Genomic DNA, 16,231 nt, shown 5'->3' with positions numbered 1-16,231 from the left:
AAGCATCAATTCAAAAATCATTATTAAGTACCTTATTATAAATCTGTATAATTCGCTAAATTCGACGGATTAATACTATCCGCGAACAGCGAAAATGCAACTAACCCAATTAGAAATTAAAGGCTTCAAAAGCTTTGGTGATAAAATAACAATCAATTTTAATGATGGGGTTACCGCTATTGTTGGCCCCAATGGTTGCGGTAAATCGAACGTTGTAGATGCCATACGCTGGGTATTAGGGGAACAAAGCACCCGAATGCTGCGGTCAGAAAAAATGGAGAATATTATTTTTAACGGCACAAAAACACGTAAGCCCTCTAATCTGGCAGAAGTTTCTTTAACCTTTGATAATACGCTGAATATTCTTCCAACAGAATTTTCGCAGGTTACCCTTACCCGAAAATTATACCGCAGCGGCGAAAGCGAATACAGACTAAATGATGTTCAGTGCAGGTTGAAAGATATTACCGACCTGTTTTTAGATACGGGGATTGGCTCTGATTCATACTCCATTATTGAATTAAAAATGATTGACGAAATCATTGCCAACAAAGAAGGTTCACGCAGGAATTTATTTGAAGAGGCATCGGGCATCTCGAAATATAAACTTCGCAAAAAGCAAACGTTTAGTAAATTAAAAGAAACAGAAACCGATTTGAGCCGTGTGGAAGATTTATTGTTTGAGATCGAAAAAAACCTGAAAACATTAGAGAATCAAAGTAAAAAAGCAGAGCGTTACTATCGTTTAAAAGATCAGTATAAATCCTTGAGCTTATCGCTTGCTTCATATAAAATTGTCAGTTTTCGCGATTCATTAAGTAAGATAGAAATAGAAGAGCAAGCGCAAATTGAAGAGAAAAAATTTATTTCTGATAATATAGATCAACATGAAACGAATCTGCAGCAGCATAAAATTGATAATCTCACGAAAGAGAAAAATCTTTCAGTACAATTAAAGTCAACAAATGAATTTATCAGTAAGATAAGAGCTTATGAGAGTGACAAAAAACTGAAGAATGAACAGTTACGTTTCCTGGAAGATAAAAAATTGCGCATTACCGACGAACTGGAGAAAGATAAAAATCAGCTTAACCATATTTTTTATAACCAGAAAAGACTTAATGAGGAACTATTTCAGGAAAATGAAATCCTCAATAAGGCAATTTCATCTTTAAAGGCCCAGAAAGAAGAATTAGATGAACTGAGGTTGCAGCAGCAAAGCTCTAAAAACCTGCTTGATACTTATATTAGGGAGGGTAATGAACTTCAAAATCAGCTGTACAAACTGGAGAAAGATGTAGCTATTTTGCAAATTCAAAAAGATGCGTTATTGCAGGAAATAAATCGAAACGTTGCCGATTCTCAGATTAAAGAAGACGAACTTGGAGAATTTAATAAGGCCCTGGCCTCGTTAGAACTGATGCTGCAGACCAGGCAGGATGATTTTAGAATTTTAACAAAATTTGAAGAAGAACTCCAGCAAAAAATCAGCAATAGCCAGCAAAATATTTCTTTACAAAAAGATAATTTAAGCACACAGACCCGTAAACTCGATGCAAAACAAAATGAGTTTAATCTCACCAAATCGCTGGTTGATAACCTGGAAGGATTTCCGGAATCTATTCGCTTTCTAAAAAAGAATATACTATGGGCTAAACAGGCTCCTCTCCTCTCGGATATTTTATTTTGCAGGGAAGAATACCGTGTTGCGATAGAAAATTATCTGGAGCCGGTTATGAATCATTACGTTGTAGAAACTCAGGCAGATGCTGTACAGGCCATCAAATTATTAAGTGAATCTGCAAAAGGGCGGGCAAATTTTTTCATTCTTGAAACTTTAAACAACTTATCTATTAAAACCACATCACAAACTATTAACTCTGAGCTTATTCCTGCATTAAGTATTGTTACTGTTGAGTTAAAATACAGGCAATTATGCCAAATGCTTCTGAATAATGTATTTCTGTTGCAATCAGCTGAAGATGAAGAAATGAATAGTCCCCTGCCCGAAGAACGAATTGTTATTTTAAGCAGCAATGGTCAGTTTTCTAAAACCCGAATTGGTATGTCAGGCGGTTCAGTTGGATTATTCGAAGGAAAAAGAATTGGCCGGGCTAAAAACTTAGATAATCTTTCTAAAGAAATTAAAGCATTAACAAACACAATTGCCGGACTGAAAACATCCATCGAAGATGAAAACGAAAAATTAATTTCTCTAAATGCTTCTTCTAAAAAGCAGGAAATCAGTATTGTTCAGGCGGATGTTAACCGCCTGAATAATGAATTCACCTCAGTAAAAACCCGTCATGAGCAATATGAAGCGTTTATAGAAAATAGTCATAACCGGAAGCAAGATATTGAATTGAAAATTACTCATGTTGAAAATGAAATTTTGCTGGCAGAACCTCAGTTATCTGAATTAAAAACACAAAAGCAAATAAAGAACGAACAAGTTATTAATTTTCAAATCACTTATCAGGAACTTTCAGACTTGGTAAATGAGCAGTCAAACCTGTACAATCAGAATAATATTCTTTTCCATCAGCAGCAGAATAAGGTAGCAGGTATAGAAAAAGACCTGGATTACCGGGAAAATCAGCAGCTGCATTTGGATAAAAGAATAAATGTTAACCAGCAGGATCTTCTCAAAATACTTTCAGAATTTGAAGAAATACTTAAACATACAGATCATTCTGATGAAGACCTGCTCAGGATGTATAGTCAGAAAGATGATCTGGAAAAAGGATTGCAGGAATTAGAAAAGGAATATTATGCACATCGCGGATTAATTTCTGATTTAGAAAATGAGATCACTCAGCTTCGCCGTAAAAAGGAAAACAGTGAATTAGTTGCTTCTGAATTGCATGACCGAAAAACTAATCTGAAACTGGAGTTGAACGCTTTAAAAGAAAGATTGAGCGTTGAATTTTCTGTTGATATTACCAGCCTGCTTAATGAGGAAAGTACCAATCTGAATTTAGAGGAAACTGAGGAAGAGCTGTGGATTAAAACCAAGCGTATTAAAAAACAAATGGATGATTTCGGGGCCATTAATCCCATGGCAATGGAAGCTTTCCGCGAAATGAGCGGGCGTTACGATTTTATCCAGGCCGAGAAAAAAGACTTAAATGACGCCAAAGCCTCTCTCTTGCAAACTATTTTGGAAATAGATACAACGGCGAAAGAAAAATTCATGGATGCGTTTATAAAGGTCAGGGAAAGCTTCATAGAAGTTTTTCGCTCTTTATTTAATGAAGAAGACAGCTGTGACCTGGTTCTAAGTAATCCGCAAAACCCGTTGGAGTCAGACATTGAAATTTTGGCCAGGCCTAAAGGGAAGCGGCCATTATCGATCAATCAGTTATCCGGAGGTGAGAAAACATTAACAGCTACTGCCCTTTTGTTTTCGCTTTACCTGCTTAAACCTGCTCCTTTTTGCATTTTCGATGAAGTAGATGCGCCTTTAGACGACACCAATATTGATAAATTCAATAATATAATCCGTAAATTCTCAGACAGATCCCAGTTCATTGTGGTCTCCCATAATAAACGAACCATAGCCAGCACCGATATCATTTACGGAGTAACAATGGTAGAACAAGGTGTTTCAAGGGTAGTTGCTGTAGATCTCCGGGAAGTTGCCTGAGCAATTGGAACAACCTTTGTACAAGTTAATAATACTCACAATCAGCTAATTTTATTATTTCATGAAAAAATTATTAGTACTTCTTCTTCTAAGCTCTTCTTTTTATGCATGCGCTCAGAAGATAAACCGAAATCAGTTATTGAAAGACGTTGAAACCCTTTCATCTGATATTTACGAAGGGCGGAAAACCGGCAGTTCTGGAAATATCCAGGCAGCAAATTATATTGTTAGCCGTTTCAAAAATATTGGCTTAAGCTTTTACCAGGATAGTTTTAAACATCCTTTTACAGTTAAAACCCAAAAAGGACCAGTTATAAAAGGCACAAATTTAATTGGTTATATAAAGGGAAGAACAGATCATGTAATTATTATTTCTGCTCACTATGATCATATCGGGATTACAGATTCTTTGATTAATAACGGGGCCGATGATAATGCATCAGGTGTAGCCGGATTATTGGCCATGGCTGAATATTTCAAAAAACATAAACCCAAAAACACCTTGTTATTTATTGCTTTTGATGCCGAAGAAATGGGCTTGCAGGGAGCGTATGCCTATATAAAAAACCCGGTTTTAGATGGTAAAAGAATTAAAATGATCATTAATTTGGATATGATTTCACATAATGATAAGGGAGAATTATATGCAGCCGGATCTTATAAAAATCCTGAAATAAAAAGTGTTATTAAGGGAGCTGATAAGGATACAGGAGTTAAAATACTATTCGGACATGATGATCCCAAACTTGGACGTAATGACTGGACTATGCAAAGTGATCAGGGTCCGTTTGCACAGGACAATATTCCTTTCATCTATTTTGGAGTAGAGGATCACAAGGATTATCATAAACCAAGCGATGAGTACCAAAATATTAATGCTGATTTTTTCTATGGAGCATCAAACGCAATTTTAAACAGCACTATTAAAGTGGATAAAAGATTGAAAAGAATTAAATTCAATACCGACAGCGCTTTTCAGAAAACGCTAAAAGATAAAATGATAATGGAAAAAGATCAATAAAAAAAATGTCCCGGAATTATCCGGGACATTTTTTTATACAGATAGAAATAATGTTCCTTAATTTTTCAGTTTTAACTTCATCTTAGTTTCAACCATTCCTTTAAATTCATGCTCGTTTAAGCGCTCATTGATACGGTCGACTTCTGATCTTGAAACAGAACCTATACTGCTTATACGATCATTTCCCGATTTTACAGAAAGGAAATTCCCTGTTTGTGCGTACGATAAGGCATGAGCCAAAAGTCTTTCAGAAGGGTCTCCAAAATCTTTACCAATATCATCAAAGTCTTCACGGTCTACCGGCAATCCATCAAAATAGTCGCCAAAATTTTGAGAATTTTTAGTTTGAAACTGAGGTATATAAAGATCTAACTGGTCAATATGGATAGCAAAAAAGCCTACCGGTTTACCGTACGTTTTTCTACCGATGAGCTTCACATCCATAACCGGTCTTAAATTATTAATTACCAGTTCACTGGCAGAAGCGGTAGAACCAGTTACAATAAAGTAAGCCCTTGAAATATTGGCTGCTCCGCGTTTTTGAAATCTCTCCACATTTCCAGCACTTTCAGTTGGCTTATAATCGTAATCAAAGTAAGAATACAAACGCCTTACACCATCATTTCCGTTAGCATAAAATTTTTGATTTTTAAGTATAGTGGCCAGGCCATCCTGCATATGCTGAGTCCAATAAGTAGTGTACATTAAGCTACCACTTGCCGAAGTTGGGGCAATCAAATTAGTTAAAACATCTGCAGTACCTACAGAGCCACCTCCATTATAACGCAAATCAACAATAACTTCGCTGATTCCCGCTGTAGTAAATTCAGTAAACACTTCATCCAATTTAGCAGATGCATTGGTGGTAAAACTGTTAAACACAAGATATCCCACTTTTTTAGTTCCGGCTGTAAATACGTTCTTGTACAGGATAGGATTTAAACTATAACTTCCGCGGGTAATATTTACATCGAATGTAGTGCCATCGGGATTTCTCAAAGTCATGGATACGCTGGCATTATTCCCAAAAATAGCGTTGTTTAAAAAATTTACACTGGCTTCCGAATTACCGTTCACATCAGAGCTCCCGTTTAATTTTATAATGCGCTGACCTCTTTTAACATTGGCGAGAGCTGCGGGTGAACCCGGATAGGAATACCTGATACGAAGATCACTGCGGTCGCCATTATTGAAATTAGCTGAAAACCCGTAATCGCCGCTTACACCGCCCAATTGCGAAGAAAGTGATCCATCATCTAAAAAAGAGTATTTATCAATGGCTTTTCCGGTAGCAGGATCAATTTTATATGATCTGATCTTGCTTAGTTCTGCATCAAAATCAGCATAGCTACGGGCATTAAACACATCGGCACTTGGCAATGATGTATTCCAGAAATAGGTTTCTTTAGCGTATAGAAAAATAGAATCCTTTGTTAATTCTGTCCGGGTAGCCTTTGCTACCGGCGGAGCCGGAGTTGGAGCGGGTGCCGGATCCTTTTTACATGCCGTAAAAAGCATTAAAAAAGCAGAAATCATTAAAGTATTTCTGTATCCGTATTTTTTGAAAATCTTTATCATCAGAGCGAAATTGGATATGCAAGCTAAAATTATTTCTTAATAAAAAGAACAGTGAATAATGATATTACGATAAATTAACCGGAATAGATTGCCCCCCAAAAATATTAATACTCAGTGTATCTATTTGTCACCCAATTCTGAATTGATAAAAAAATTACAAATAACAGATCGATTTGTATTTTTGCAGCACAATTTTGAAATATGGCCAAGCGCATCCAAATAAAAGATATACTAAATACCAGCGAATTTAACCGTCAGGTTACCATTATGGGCTGGGTTAAAACGTTTAGAAACAATCAGTTTATAGCCATAAATGATGGTTCATGCATACACAATATACAAGCTGTTGTCGATTTTAATAATACCGATGAAACATTGCTTAAAAGGATTACCACCGGGGCAGCTGTAGCCGTAACCGGAAATATTGTTGAATCTCTTGGCAAAGGTCAAAAAGTAGAGATTAAAGTAACTGATCTGGAAATTCTTGGCGACAGCGATCCGGAAAAGTTTCCCTTACAGCCCAAAAAACACAGTCTTGAATTTTTAAGAGAAATTGCACACCTGCGTTTTCGGACCAATACGTTTAATGCAGTTTTTAAAATAAGACATTCTCTTTCTTTTGCTGTTCATCAGTTTTTTAACGAAAAGGGATTTGTATATATGCATACTCCTATTATTACAGCATCTGATGCGGAAGGTGCGGGAGAAATGTTCAGAGTATCAACATTAGATCCCGACAATATGCCAAGGAATGTAGACGGCAGCATTAATTATAAAGAAGATTTTTTCGGGAAAGCTACCAATCTAACCGTATCCGGGCAATTAGAAGGGGAACTTGCAGCAATGGCTTTTGGAAATGTGTATACATTCGGACCTACATTTCGTGCAGAAAATTCAAACACAACCCGGCATTTAGCAGAGTTCTGGATGATCGAACCGGAAATGGCTTTTTATGATCTGGATGACAACATGGATCTGGCAGAAGAGTTATTGAAGTATGTAATTAAGTATGCACTGGAGAACTGTGCGGATGAACTGGAATTTTTAAAGGAGCGTTTACTTGAAGAAGAAAAATCAAAGCCTGCTGCCGAGCGCTCGGAGCTTGATTTAATTTCGAAATTAAAATTCTGTCTGGATAATGAATTTGAAAGATTAACATATACTCAGGCTATCCAGATTCTGAAAAGTTCAAAACCAAACCAAAAGAAACAATTCAAATATTTAATTAATGAATGGGGTGCTGATCTGCAATCAGAGCACGAGCGTTTTCTGGTTGAAAAGCATTTTAAAAAGCCGGTAATCCTTACAAATTATCCTGCTGAAATTAAATCATTCTACATGCGCCAGAATGATACTGATGAGAATGGTAAAAATACCGTCAGGGCCATGGATATTCTTTTTCCGGGTATTGGTGAAATCATCGGAGGCTCCCAGCGGGAAGAACGTCTGGAGAAATTAGAGCAGCGGATGCATGATATGAATATCCCCACAGAGGAAATGTCCTGGTATCTGGACACCCGCCGCTTTGGCTCCGCATTTCACTCAGGTTTTGGCTTAGGCTTCGAGCGGTTGGTTCTTTTTGTAACCGGCATGACGAATATCAGAGACGTTATTCCTTTTCCAAGAACACCAAAACACGCAGAATTTTAATAAAATTTTGAGCACAAAAAAAGGAATCGCAAATCGCGATTCCTTTTTTATTTAAGATAGTATGTCAGGGGAATTTTTATTGAACTCTTCCGCTTTTTCTGTCTTTTGAACGGCCAATCACGTAACCGGTACCGGCACCAACAACTCCACCAATTACCGCACCTCTTCCATTTTTCTTATCGACTAGAATTCCTGTAACTGCTCCGGCTCCGGCTCCAATTACCGCACCTTTTGCTGCGGAACTCCATCCTTTTTTCTGGGGCTCAGACTGAACGTAAGTTGTTTGACGAACAACTCGTGTTTTAGGTGTTGAAGATTGGGATACTACCTTGTTATTGGCAGAAGCGCTAACCAAAGCAGCTTTCTCAACTTCCCGCTTGTCTATTTCTTTTTCTATAGCCTGGGCTCTTTGAAAACTGTCCAATTTTAAACTATCCTTATAGTCTTTCGTATTCTGATATGCTTGTGAATTAGTTTTTGCGTCACTGTTACAGGCTGCAATACCTACTGCTAGTCCTATTATGATTAATAACTTTTTCATGATCTCTAAGTTTAAATACTTTAAAATAATTAACTGTATCTGCCAGTACTTATGAAAAAATAGTGCCAAAGAGTTAAAAGGCCTTAGATGACCATTTTAAATAACTATTGAATTCTATTTGAATGAACCATAACAATCTAAATGGGTCACTTTGTTAAAATCCTTACAATCAAATTATTCTTTTACGATTATGGCCAGCATAATTATTTGGTGATCATGGATTCGTTTAAATTTTCTATATATATTTGACGACGATGAAAAAGAAGGTTCTTGTGGTTGAGAAAGATGATGATATTCTACAGATCATTTCCCATATACTCATAGACGAAGGCTACCAGCCAATTTTATGCAGATCAGAAGAGGGGATCTTTGATATTATCAAGTTTAATAAACCTGACGTAATTTTACTGGATATAGTTAAACCATCCGAACAGGGTACTGAGTTATGCCGTGCCATTAAAGCAATGGAATCTACCAAAGATATACCTGTTATTGTGTTGTCAACTCACCCTCATGTTGATCAGGTAAAAGATATATGTGCTGATGAAATTGTGAAAAAACCATTTGATATTTCTTTCCTGATACATGTTGTAAAAGAACAATTGGCAGCTTAGATAAAATCAATCACTACAAAATTTCCTTAATAATTTATAAAAGATATTTTTATTTATTGAGATGACCTGCAATGTTTACGATTTATAAATTCTATTATATTCATCTTCAAGAATACTCATTTCAACAATACTCCAAAAAGAATCCGGACGTCTTTTAATGTCTCTTAAAACTCCATCAATAGAAAACCCGCAATTTTTGTAGCATTTAATTCCGGCCTCATTAAAATCATAAACTCCAAGACTCATGCGATGAAGGTTAAGATCTTCAAAACCCATTTTTAGCATAGATTTTATAATTTCAGTACCCAGACCCCGGCCTCTTTCACCTGTATTCCCGACTAATACACGGGTAATTCTGGCCGAACGATTCTCCCGGTCGATTACGCTTAGGGAAATATGACCAACATTTTTTCCGCTGGCTACATCAACGGCCTTGTAAATAAGTGTACCCGAATGTTCAAAATCATTAGATTTTTTTAAATAATGCTGTAGTTTTTCAGTACTGAGGGGAAATTTAAATTGTGAACCAGCCCAATTGGTGAGGAGCTCTTCTGAATCAATCCACTCAATCAACAAAGGAAAATCCTCCGGTGTAAAATATTCTAGTCTGATCATACAATCTATTCTGTCTGCGAAATTTATAATGCAATTATAAAACGAAAATTAGAACTTATTCCTCTAATTTTAAATTTAAAATTAAGCAGGGATTTTACTGAAATCGGCAGGATCCATAATGGTTAATAGTATCTATTAGCATTCTTTTTTATCTTAACAAAAGTATATTTACTAATCATACGGAAAGTAACATATATATGTATTTACTACTGAAATGATTATAAAACCCATCATGGTATGATTTTTTCTATGTTGGGTCGAATTGAGTGCTAATGAATTTTAAAACTGTAATCAATTTCAAAATACTAATCTGTAAACTGTTACGCTGCTAAACCCTAAATCTTTCTATGCATCCCTGGATTAAAATAGCTTTAAAAGTAGCCGGAGCCATTATGGCGATAGTATTAATAATCTGGATTGGAATTGCATCTTACGTTTACTACAATAAAAAACAACTTTTAGAAAATATCACAGCCCAGTTAAACGAAAATTTAAATGGCAAGCTTACTATTGAAAATATGGAACCGGCCCTGATTAAAGGCTTTCCGGCAATTTCAGTTTCACTAAAGAATGTTTTATTACGGGATAGCTTATGGGAAAAACATAAGCATGATCTTCTAAAAGCCAAAGATGTTTTTATTGCCATTGATGCATTTACTCTTTTGAGTGGCAATCCAACAATTCGTACTATCCGCATCAGCAATGGAAGCATTTATGCTTTTACAGACAGCAATGGTTACCGCAATACAGATATTTTTAAAAAATCAAAACCGGGAAGTAAAGGTGAAGGCAGCCGTAAGAAAATCAACAAAATTTCATTTCAGAATGTAAACCTGATACAGCAAAGTGAAAAGCGAAAAAGGCTTTTTGATTTTTATATAAACGATTTTACGGGTAAAATCAGTTATAATTCCAAAGGCTGGAAAGCAAATGCTGATATTGATATTCTGGTTAATAGCCTATCGTTTAATACTAAAAGAGGAAGTTTTTTAAAAAATAAAAAATTTGTATCAGAGCTTGATCTTACTTTCAATGACGAAAAACAATTACTGGTTGTCCCGATGCAAACGGCAGATATAGGTCCCAGTACCTTTGAAATTGGAGGCAAATTTTCATTCGATGATAAGTCGCCGATATTCGCTCTGGACATTAAAACCAAATCCATCACCCTTAAAGAGACCATGGCTTTGGTAAGTAAAAATATATCCACCAACCTTCGACCATATAAATTAGAAAAACCACTTTCTACCGAAGCAAATATCAGGGGATTATTAAAAGGCGGAGGGGATCCTCAAATCAAAGTTTTTTGGAAAACAGAAAACAATATCATGACCGTGAGAAATGAGGTATTTACAAACACCTCTTTCAATGGTTCATTTACTAATGAAGTAGATAAAAACAAAGGTCATGTAGATGTAAACTCGGCCATCAGCTTTTATTTTATGAAGGGAACATGGCAGGGAATTCCATTTAAGGCAGATTCTATTACAATTACTAACCTAACTGACCCTATTCTGGCCGGAAAATTTGTAGCCAACTTCCCTCTCACTAAACTCAACCCTATTTTTGGAGATCAAACTGTATTATTTAAAAGCGGAACAGCTCAGCTTGATTTATTATATCAGGCCCCATTTATGCGTGATGATGCCAATGAGCGGTTCATAAACGGAACCATTCGCTTAAAAAATGCCGATGCAGTTTATCAGCCTAGAAACCTCCTGTTTAAAAATGCAAACGCAAATTTAAATTTCAAGGGTCAGGATCTTTTTCTCAGAAATATTCGTGTCACCAGTGGAGGTAGCCAGTTAAATATGAACGGCTCCATCCGCAATTTTTTGAACTTATATTACAGTGCCCCCGAAAAAATTCTTTTAGACTGGCAGATCAGCAGTCCCGAAATTAATCTGAAAGAATTCTTAGGATTTTTAGGGAAACGGCAGGTTAAAAAATCATCATCGGGCAGCTTAAATAAAGTTTCAGGGCAGTTGGATAAAATGCTTGACCAGGCAAGTGTTCACATGAAACTTGCAGTAGAGAAAATGCAGTACAAAAAATTTATTGCCCGCAGCGTTAATTCAGAACTTACCTTACAACAATCCGGAATAAAAATAAATAATGTTAGTCTTAAACATGCAGGTGGAAGCTTAAGAATGAACGGAAATATAAATCAAACCGGAAAAATAAATAAGCTCACCCTTAACACCCAGGTTATCAACGCCAACATCAAAGAACTTTTTTACTCTTTCAATGATTTCGGACAAACGGGTATTGGAAGTGAAAATTTACGGGGAACTTTAACCGCCAACACCAATGTATCAGGTTCGTTAAGAGATAACGGCGATATTGTTCCACGTTCTATTTATGGCACTATTGATTTTAGTTTAAAAAACGGCGCCATCATGAATTTCGAGCCTATGATAAAAATAGGAGCCTTTGCTTTTAAGAACCGTGATTTTTCGAACATTACCTTTCGCAATCTTCATAATAGTTTAAATATCCAGGGAAATAAAGTAATTATTCCGCCAATGCGGATAGAATCAAGTGTTTTGAATATTTTTCTTGAAGGAGTTTATGGCTTCCGTTCAGGAACAAATATTGCGCTGCAGATTCCCTTAAGAAATCCTGAAAAAGATAAATATATTACCGATCCCGAAGAACGAGAAAGAAATGCAAAAAAAGGAATTGTTATTAATTTGCGGGCTCAGGATGGTGAAGATGGGAAAGTGAAATTTAAACTTGGACGGGGTGATGACTAAAAATCAGGCATCTTTTAGCAATGCCTGTAAATCCAGATGATCAGAGGTCATGTGAAGATTTCCGGATTCATCCAATGGCCAGTATTCGCGGGGCTTGTCCCAGTAAAGTTCCACGCCATTACCATCCGGATCATTCAGATATAAAGCCTCAGAAACGCCATGGTCTGCAGCTCCTGTAAGCGGATATCCATTATCATTAAGTCGCTTTAAGATTTGAGCCAGATCTTTTCTTTCCGGATAAACGATAGCTGTATGAAATAAACCGGGAGCACGCTGAGGAGCCGGACCAGAATCTTTAGAATACCACGTGTTTAATCCAATATGATGATGATAACCTCCGGCCGAAATGAATACAGCATCTGCACCATATCGCTGCGTAATTTCGAAACCCAGTAAACCCTGGTAAAACGAAAGAGATCTGTCCAGGTCGGCAACTTTTAAATGAATGTGCCCGATCCGGGTATCAGCAGGAATTTGGTAATTGCTCATGTTCTATAAAAAGTTAAAACTAAGAAGAGTACCATAAACAGCAGCTAACATCTTATTTTTTGTAAATTTACATTTATGCTGATTAAAATCTACCCCGAAAATCCAAATGAAAAAAGCATCCAGCAGGTTGTGGATGTTTTAAAAAAAGGCGGTTTAATTATATATCCAACAGATACAGTTTATGGACTGGGCTGTGATATTACTAACCAAAAAGCTATTGAGAAAATCTGTCAGATTAAAGGCATCAAGCCCGATAAAGCTAATTTTTCATTTGTATGTTATGACCTGAGCCATATCTCAGATTACATTAAGCCAATAGACAACGAAACTTATCGTGTGCTTAAAAAAGCGTTACCCGGTGCTTTCACGTTTATTTTCAATGCTAGTAAAAAAGTTCCGAAGCTCTTAAGCTCAAACAAAAAAACAGTGGGAATCAGGGTTCCGGATAATACAATTGCCCGCGAAATTGTAAAACAACTGGGGAATCCAATTTTATCCACCTCCATACATGATGATGACGACATTCTGGAATACTCCACTGATCCCGAATTAATTCATGAAAAATATGAAGATCTGGTAGACCTGATTATTGATGGCGGATACGGAAGTAATGAAGCCTCTACAGTTATAGATTGTACCACCGGTGAGTTTGATATTATCCGGGAAGGAAAAGGAAATCTGGAGCAATACATATAAGCAGGCAATTCAAAAGATTTTTAAATAATACCTACGGCAAATTTTAATTAAGCGATACTTTATTAAATTTACTCTATGCTCGAAAACATAGATCTCCATCACGTATTAGTTTTAGATATCGAAACTGTTCCTCAATATGCTTCTTTTGACGAAGTTCCCTCCCACTTTACAGAACTTTGGGCTCAAAAAACTCAATATCAGCGCCGAGATGGCGAAAGTCCTTCTGATTATTATTCAAGAGCAGGAATCTGGGCTGAATTCGGTAAGATAGTATGTATTTCTGTCGGGCTTTTTACAGCCGGTGAGCAACCAGGATTAAGGGTAAAATCATTTGCCGGACATAATGAAGTTGAACTTTTAAAAGATTTCATAAGTCTTTTAAATAAACAGCCGGCCAATCTCTTGCTTTGCGCTCATAATGGAAAGGAATTCGATTTTCCATATTTATGCCGCAGAATGCTGATCAATTGCCTGCAAATGCCCGCTCAATTAAATTTAGCCGGCAAGAAGCCCTGGGAGACAGGGCATATCGATACTCTTGAATTATGGAAATTCGGTGATTATAAAAATTATACATCATTAAATCTGCTGGCCGCGGTTTTTGATATCCCTACACCCAAAGATGATATCAGCGGAAAAGACGTGCATCAGGTTTACTGGCAGGAAAACAACCTGGAAAGAATTGTAACATATTGTCAAAAAGACGTAATTACCACAGCACGACTTCTGTTAAAATTCAAATGTATGCCCCTCATTCCGGATAATTTAATTACTATAGTCGGGTGATGATTAAAATTTCCAACCTACAAGTAAAATTTAATACCGAAGAAGGACTGTTTGATGCCGTAAAAGGAATTTCATTCGAATTACAGCAGGGCGAAATTATGGGAATAGTTGGCGAGTCAGGATCCGGAAAATCGGTTACTTCGCTTTCCATCATGCGTTTGCATGATCAAAGAAGTACTAAACTATCCGGAGAAATTCTTTTTGGAGATACTGATTTGCTGAAGCTAACAGAAAAGCAAATGCTGGATTATCGGGGAAACCGGATTTCAATGATTTTTCAGGAACCTATGACTTCTTTAAATCCGGTTTTTACATGCGGTTTCCAGGTTTCTGAAGCGATTATGCAGCATCAAAAAATCAGCAAAGAAACAGCGAAGCAAAAAACAATTGATCTTTTTAATGAAGTTCAGCTGCCACGGCCGGAAAATATATTTGACAGTTACCCTCACCAACTGTCGGGCGGACAGAAACAACGTGTGATGATTGCAATGGCCCTTTCCTGCAATCCCGAAGTTCTGATTGCTGATGAGCCAACAACCGCTTTAGATGTTACGGTGCAAAAAACCATACTTCAACTCCTGATGCGTTTAAAAAATGAGCGGAATATGAGTTTGATCTTTATTTCGCATGATCTGGGCGTAATCGGTGAAATTGCCGATAAAGTGATTGTGATGTATAAGGGAGAAATTGTAGAATCAGCTACTGTTCAGCAGCTATTTTCCAACCCAAAGCATCCCTATACCCGCGGTTTGCTGGCCTGTCGTCCATCGCCGGAAAGGCGTTTGTACAAACTCCCTGTTGTCAATGATTTCTTAAAGATCAGCGATGATGGTAAAATGCTTGCTGCTGATGAAACAATTTCACACCTCATCAAAAAATTAACAATTGATGAGCAAAAAGCAAGGGACAGAAAAATTAAAATTTACAGTCAGGCGCCGCTTTTACAGGTAAAGCAATTAAAAACATGGTATCCGGTAAAAGAAGGTTTATTCTCTGCATCTAAGGAATATGTAAAAGCTGTTGACGGCGTTAGTTTTGACGTTTTTCCGGGAGAAACCCTGGGGCTTGTCGGGGAATCTGGTTGCGGAAAAAGCACTTTGGGAAGAAGCCTTTTACGATTAATTGAACCAACTTCAGGGGAAATATGGTACAATAATTCCGATCTGAGAAAACTTGGAACCAAAGATATTCGCAACTTAAGGCGTGATATTCAGATCATTTTTCAGGACCCATATTCTTCGCTTAATCCGCGGCTGACTGTGGGACAAACCATCATGGAACCTATGGAAGTTCATGGTGTTTTTGCGAATAACCGGGATCGCAAAGACCGGGTGATGGAATTACTAAAACGAGTGAATTTAAAACCCGAGCATTTTAACCGATATCCGCATGAATTTTCCGGTGGGCAGCGGCAGCGGATTTCGATTGCAAGAGCACTAGCGCTGAAGCCAAAATTTATCATTTGCGATGAGTCTGTTTCTGCACTTGATGTATCTGTGCAGGCTCAGGTTTTAAATCTATTACGCGAGCTTCAGGAAGAATTTAACCTGACCTATATATTCATTTCCCACGATCTTTCTGTAGTGAAACATATTTCAGACCGAATGATGGTAATGAATAATGGAAAAATTGAAGAAATTGGAGATGCTGAAGAAGTATATAATAATCCGCAATCAGAATATACCAGAAAATTAATTCAGGCTATCCCTAAAGGGGCTTTACTATCGGCATAAACCAACACATTCTTTTTAACTGATTTATGTTAAGAAGAATGTTTAAGTTTAATTCATTAGAAATCTTTGGTTTGCAAATTCCCAAAATTGACATCTCAATCATTTC

Annotated in this window: 12 protein-coding genes; 8 read left to right on the top strand and 4 right to left on the bottom strand. The window is 36.8% G+C overall.

Features of this window, described 5'->3' with window-relative positions; genetic code table 11:
* Positions 1-94 precede the first annotated feature (94 nt).
* Together smc and G521_RS16750 are read left to right on the top strand one after the other, a co-directional pair.
* Positions 95-3,646 carry a chromosome segregation protein SMC gene (gene smc, locus G521_RS0107825; RefSeq protein ID WP_026898046.1) on the top strand — a complete coding sequence of 1,184 codons (3,552 nt, stop codon included), beginning with the start codon at positions 95-97 and terminating at the stop codon, positions 3,644-3,646.
* Between the two features lie 61 nt (positions 3,647-3,707).
* On the top strand, positions 3,708-4,667 hold the full coding sequence (locus tag G521_RS16750; protein ID WP_051189601.1) for a M20/M25/M40 family metallo-hydrolase: 960 nt from the start codon (positions 3,708-3,710) through the stop codon (positions 4,665-4,667).
* Positions 4,668-4,724: 57 nt separating this feature from the next.
* Here the strand turns inward: G521_RS16750 and G521_RS17750 are convergent, their stop codons facing one another.
* Positions 4,725-6,245, bottom strand: coding sequence for a S41 family peptidase (locus G521_RS17750; RefSeq protein WP_051189600.1), 1,521 nt, complete (start codon positions 6,243-6,245; stop codon positions 4,725-4,727).
* A 201-nt stretch (positions 6,246-6,446) separates the two neighbouring features.
* Here G521_RS17750 and asnS point away from each other — a divergent pair, with 201 nt between their 5' ends.
* A complete protein-coding gene (gene asnS / locus G521_RS0107810) occupies positions 6,447-7,895 on the top strand; it encodes an asparagine--tRNA ligase (protein ID WP_026898045.1) in 1,449 nt (482 codons plus the stop codon).
* Positions 7,896-7,971: 76 nt separating this feature from the next.
* Here asnS and G521_RS0107805 read toward each other — a convergent pair whose 3' ends face one another.
* Positions 7,972-8,436: a YMGG-like glycine zipper-containing protein gene (locus tag G521_RS0107805; protein ID WP_026898044.1), complete on the bottom strand. Its 465-nt coding sequence runs from the start codon at positions 8,434-8,436 to the stop codon at positions 7,972-7,974.
* Positions 8,437-8,690: 254 nt separating this feature from the next.
* Here G521_RS0107805 and G521_RS0107795 point away from each other — a divergent pair, with 254 nt between their 5' ends.
* Complete coding sequence (locus G521_RS0107795) at positions 8,691-9,050, top strand: response regulator (RefSeq protein WP_036678732.1); 360 nt, start codon at positions 8,691-8,693, stop codon at positions 9,048-9,050.
* Between the two features lie 75 nt (positions 9,051-9,125).
* Here the strand turns inward: G521_RS0107795 and G521_RS0107790 are convergent, their stop codons facing one another.
* Entirely contained in the window at positions 9,126-9,665 is a 540-nt protein-coding gene (locus tag G521_RS0107790; RefSeq protein WP_026898042.1) for a GNAT family N-acetyltransferase, read from the bottom strand.
* 347 nt (positions 9,666-10,012) lie between these two features.
* On the opposite strand from G521_RS0107790, the gene G521_RS0107785 reads away from it, so the two are divergent.
* A complete protein-coding gene (locus G521_RS0107785; RefSeq protein WP_026898041.1) occupies positions 10,013-12,421 on the top strand; it encodes an AsmA family protein in 2,409 nt (802 codons plus the stop codon).
* Between the two features lie 3 nt (positions 12,422-12,424).
* Here the strand turns inward: G521_RS0107785 and G521_RS0107780 are convergent, their stop codons facing one another.
* Positions 12,425-12,910, bottom strand: a complete 486-nt coding sequence (locus G521_RS0107780; protein ID WP_026898040.1) for a VOC family protein — start codon at positions 12,908-12,910, stop codon at positions 12,425-12,427.
* A 75-nt stretch (positions 12,911-12,985) separates the two neighbouring features.
* Here G521_RS0107780 and G521_RS0107775 point away from each other — a divergent pair, with 75 nt between their 5' ends.
* The 3 genes from G521_RS0107775 (at position 12,986) to G521_RS18460 (ending at position 16,125) form a co-directional block, all read left to right on the top strand.
* The gene (locus G521_RS0107775) at positions 12,986-13,606 is read left to right on the top strand and encodes an L-threonylcarbamoyladenylate synthase (protein ID WP_026898039.1); all 621 of its coding nucleotides are present in this window, start codon (positions 12,986-12,988) and stop codon (positions 13,604-13,606) included.
* Between the two features lie 75 nt (positions 13,607-13,681).
* Positions 13,682-14,392, top strand: coding sequence for a 3'-5' exonuclease (locus tag G521_RS0107770; RefSeq protein WP_026898038.1), 711 nt, complete (start codon positions 13,682-13,684; stop codon positions 14,390-14,392).
* A complete protein-coding gene (locus G521_RS18460) occupies positions 14,392-16,125 on the top strand; it encodes an ABC transporter ATP-binding protein (RefSeq protein WP_036678728.1) in 1,734 nt (577 codons plus the stop codon). The genes G521_RS0107770 and G521_RS18460 overlap by 1 nt, the downstream gene beginning before the upstream one ends.
* The last annotated feature ends 106 nt before the right edge of the window (positions 16,126-16,231 follow it).

The organism is Daejeonella oryzae DSM 19973, assembly GCF_000422945.1.
In the GTDB taxonomy this organism is placed as follows: domain Bacteria; phylum Bacteroidota; class Bacteroidia; order Sphingobacteriales; family Sphingobacteriaceae; genus Daejeonella; species Daejeonella oryzae.
Note: the sequence above shows the minus strand (reverse complement) of the source record. Positions and strands in the feature narration are given on the sequence as shown.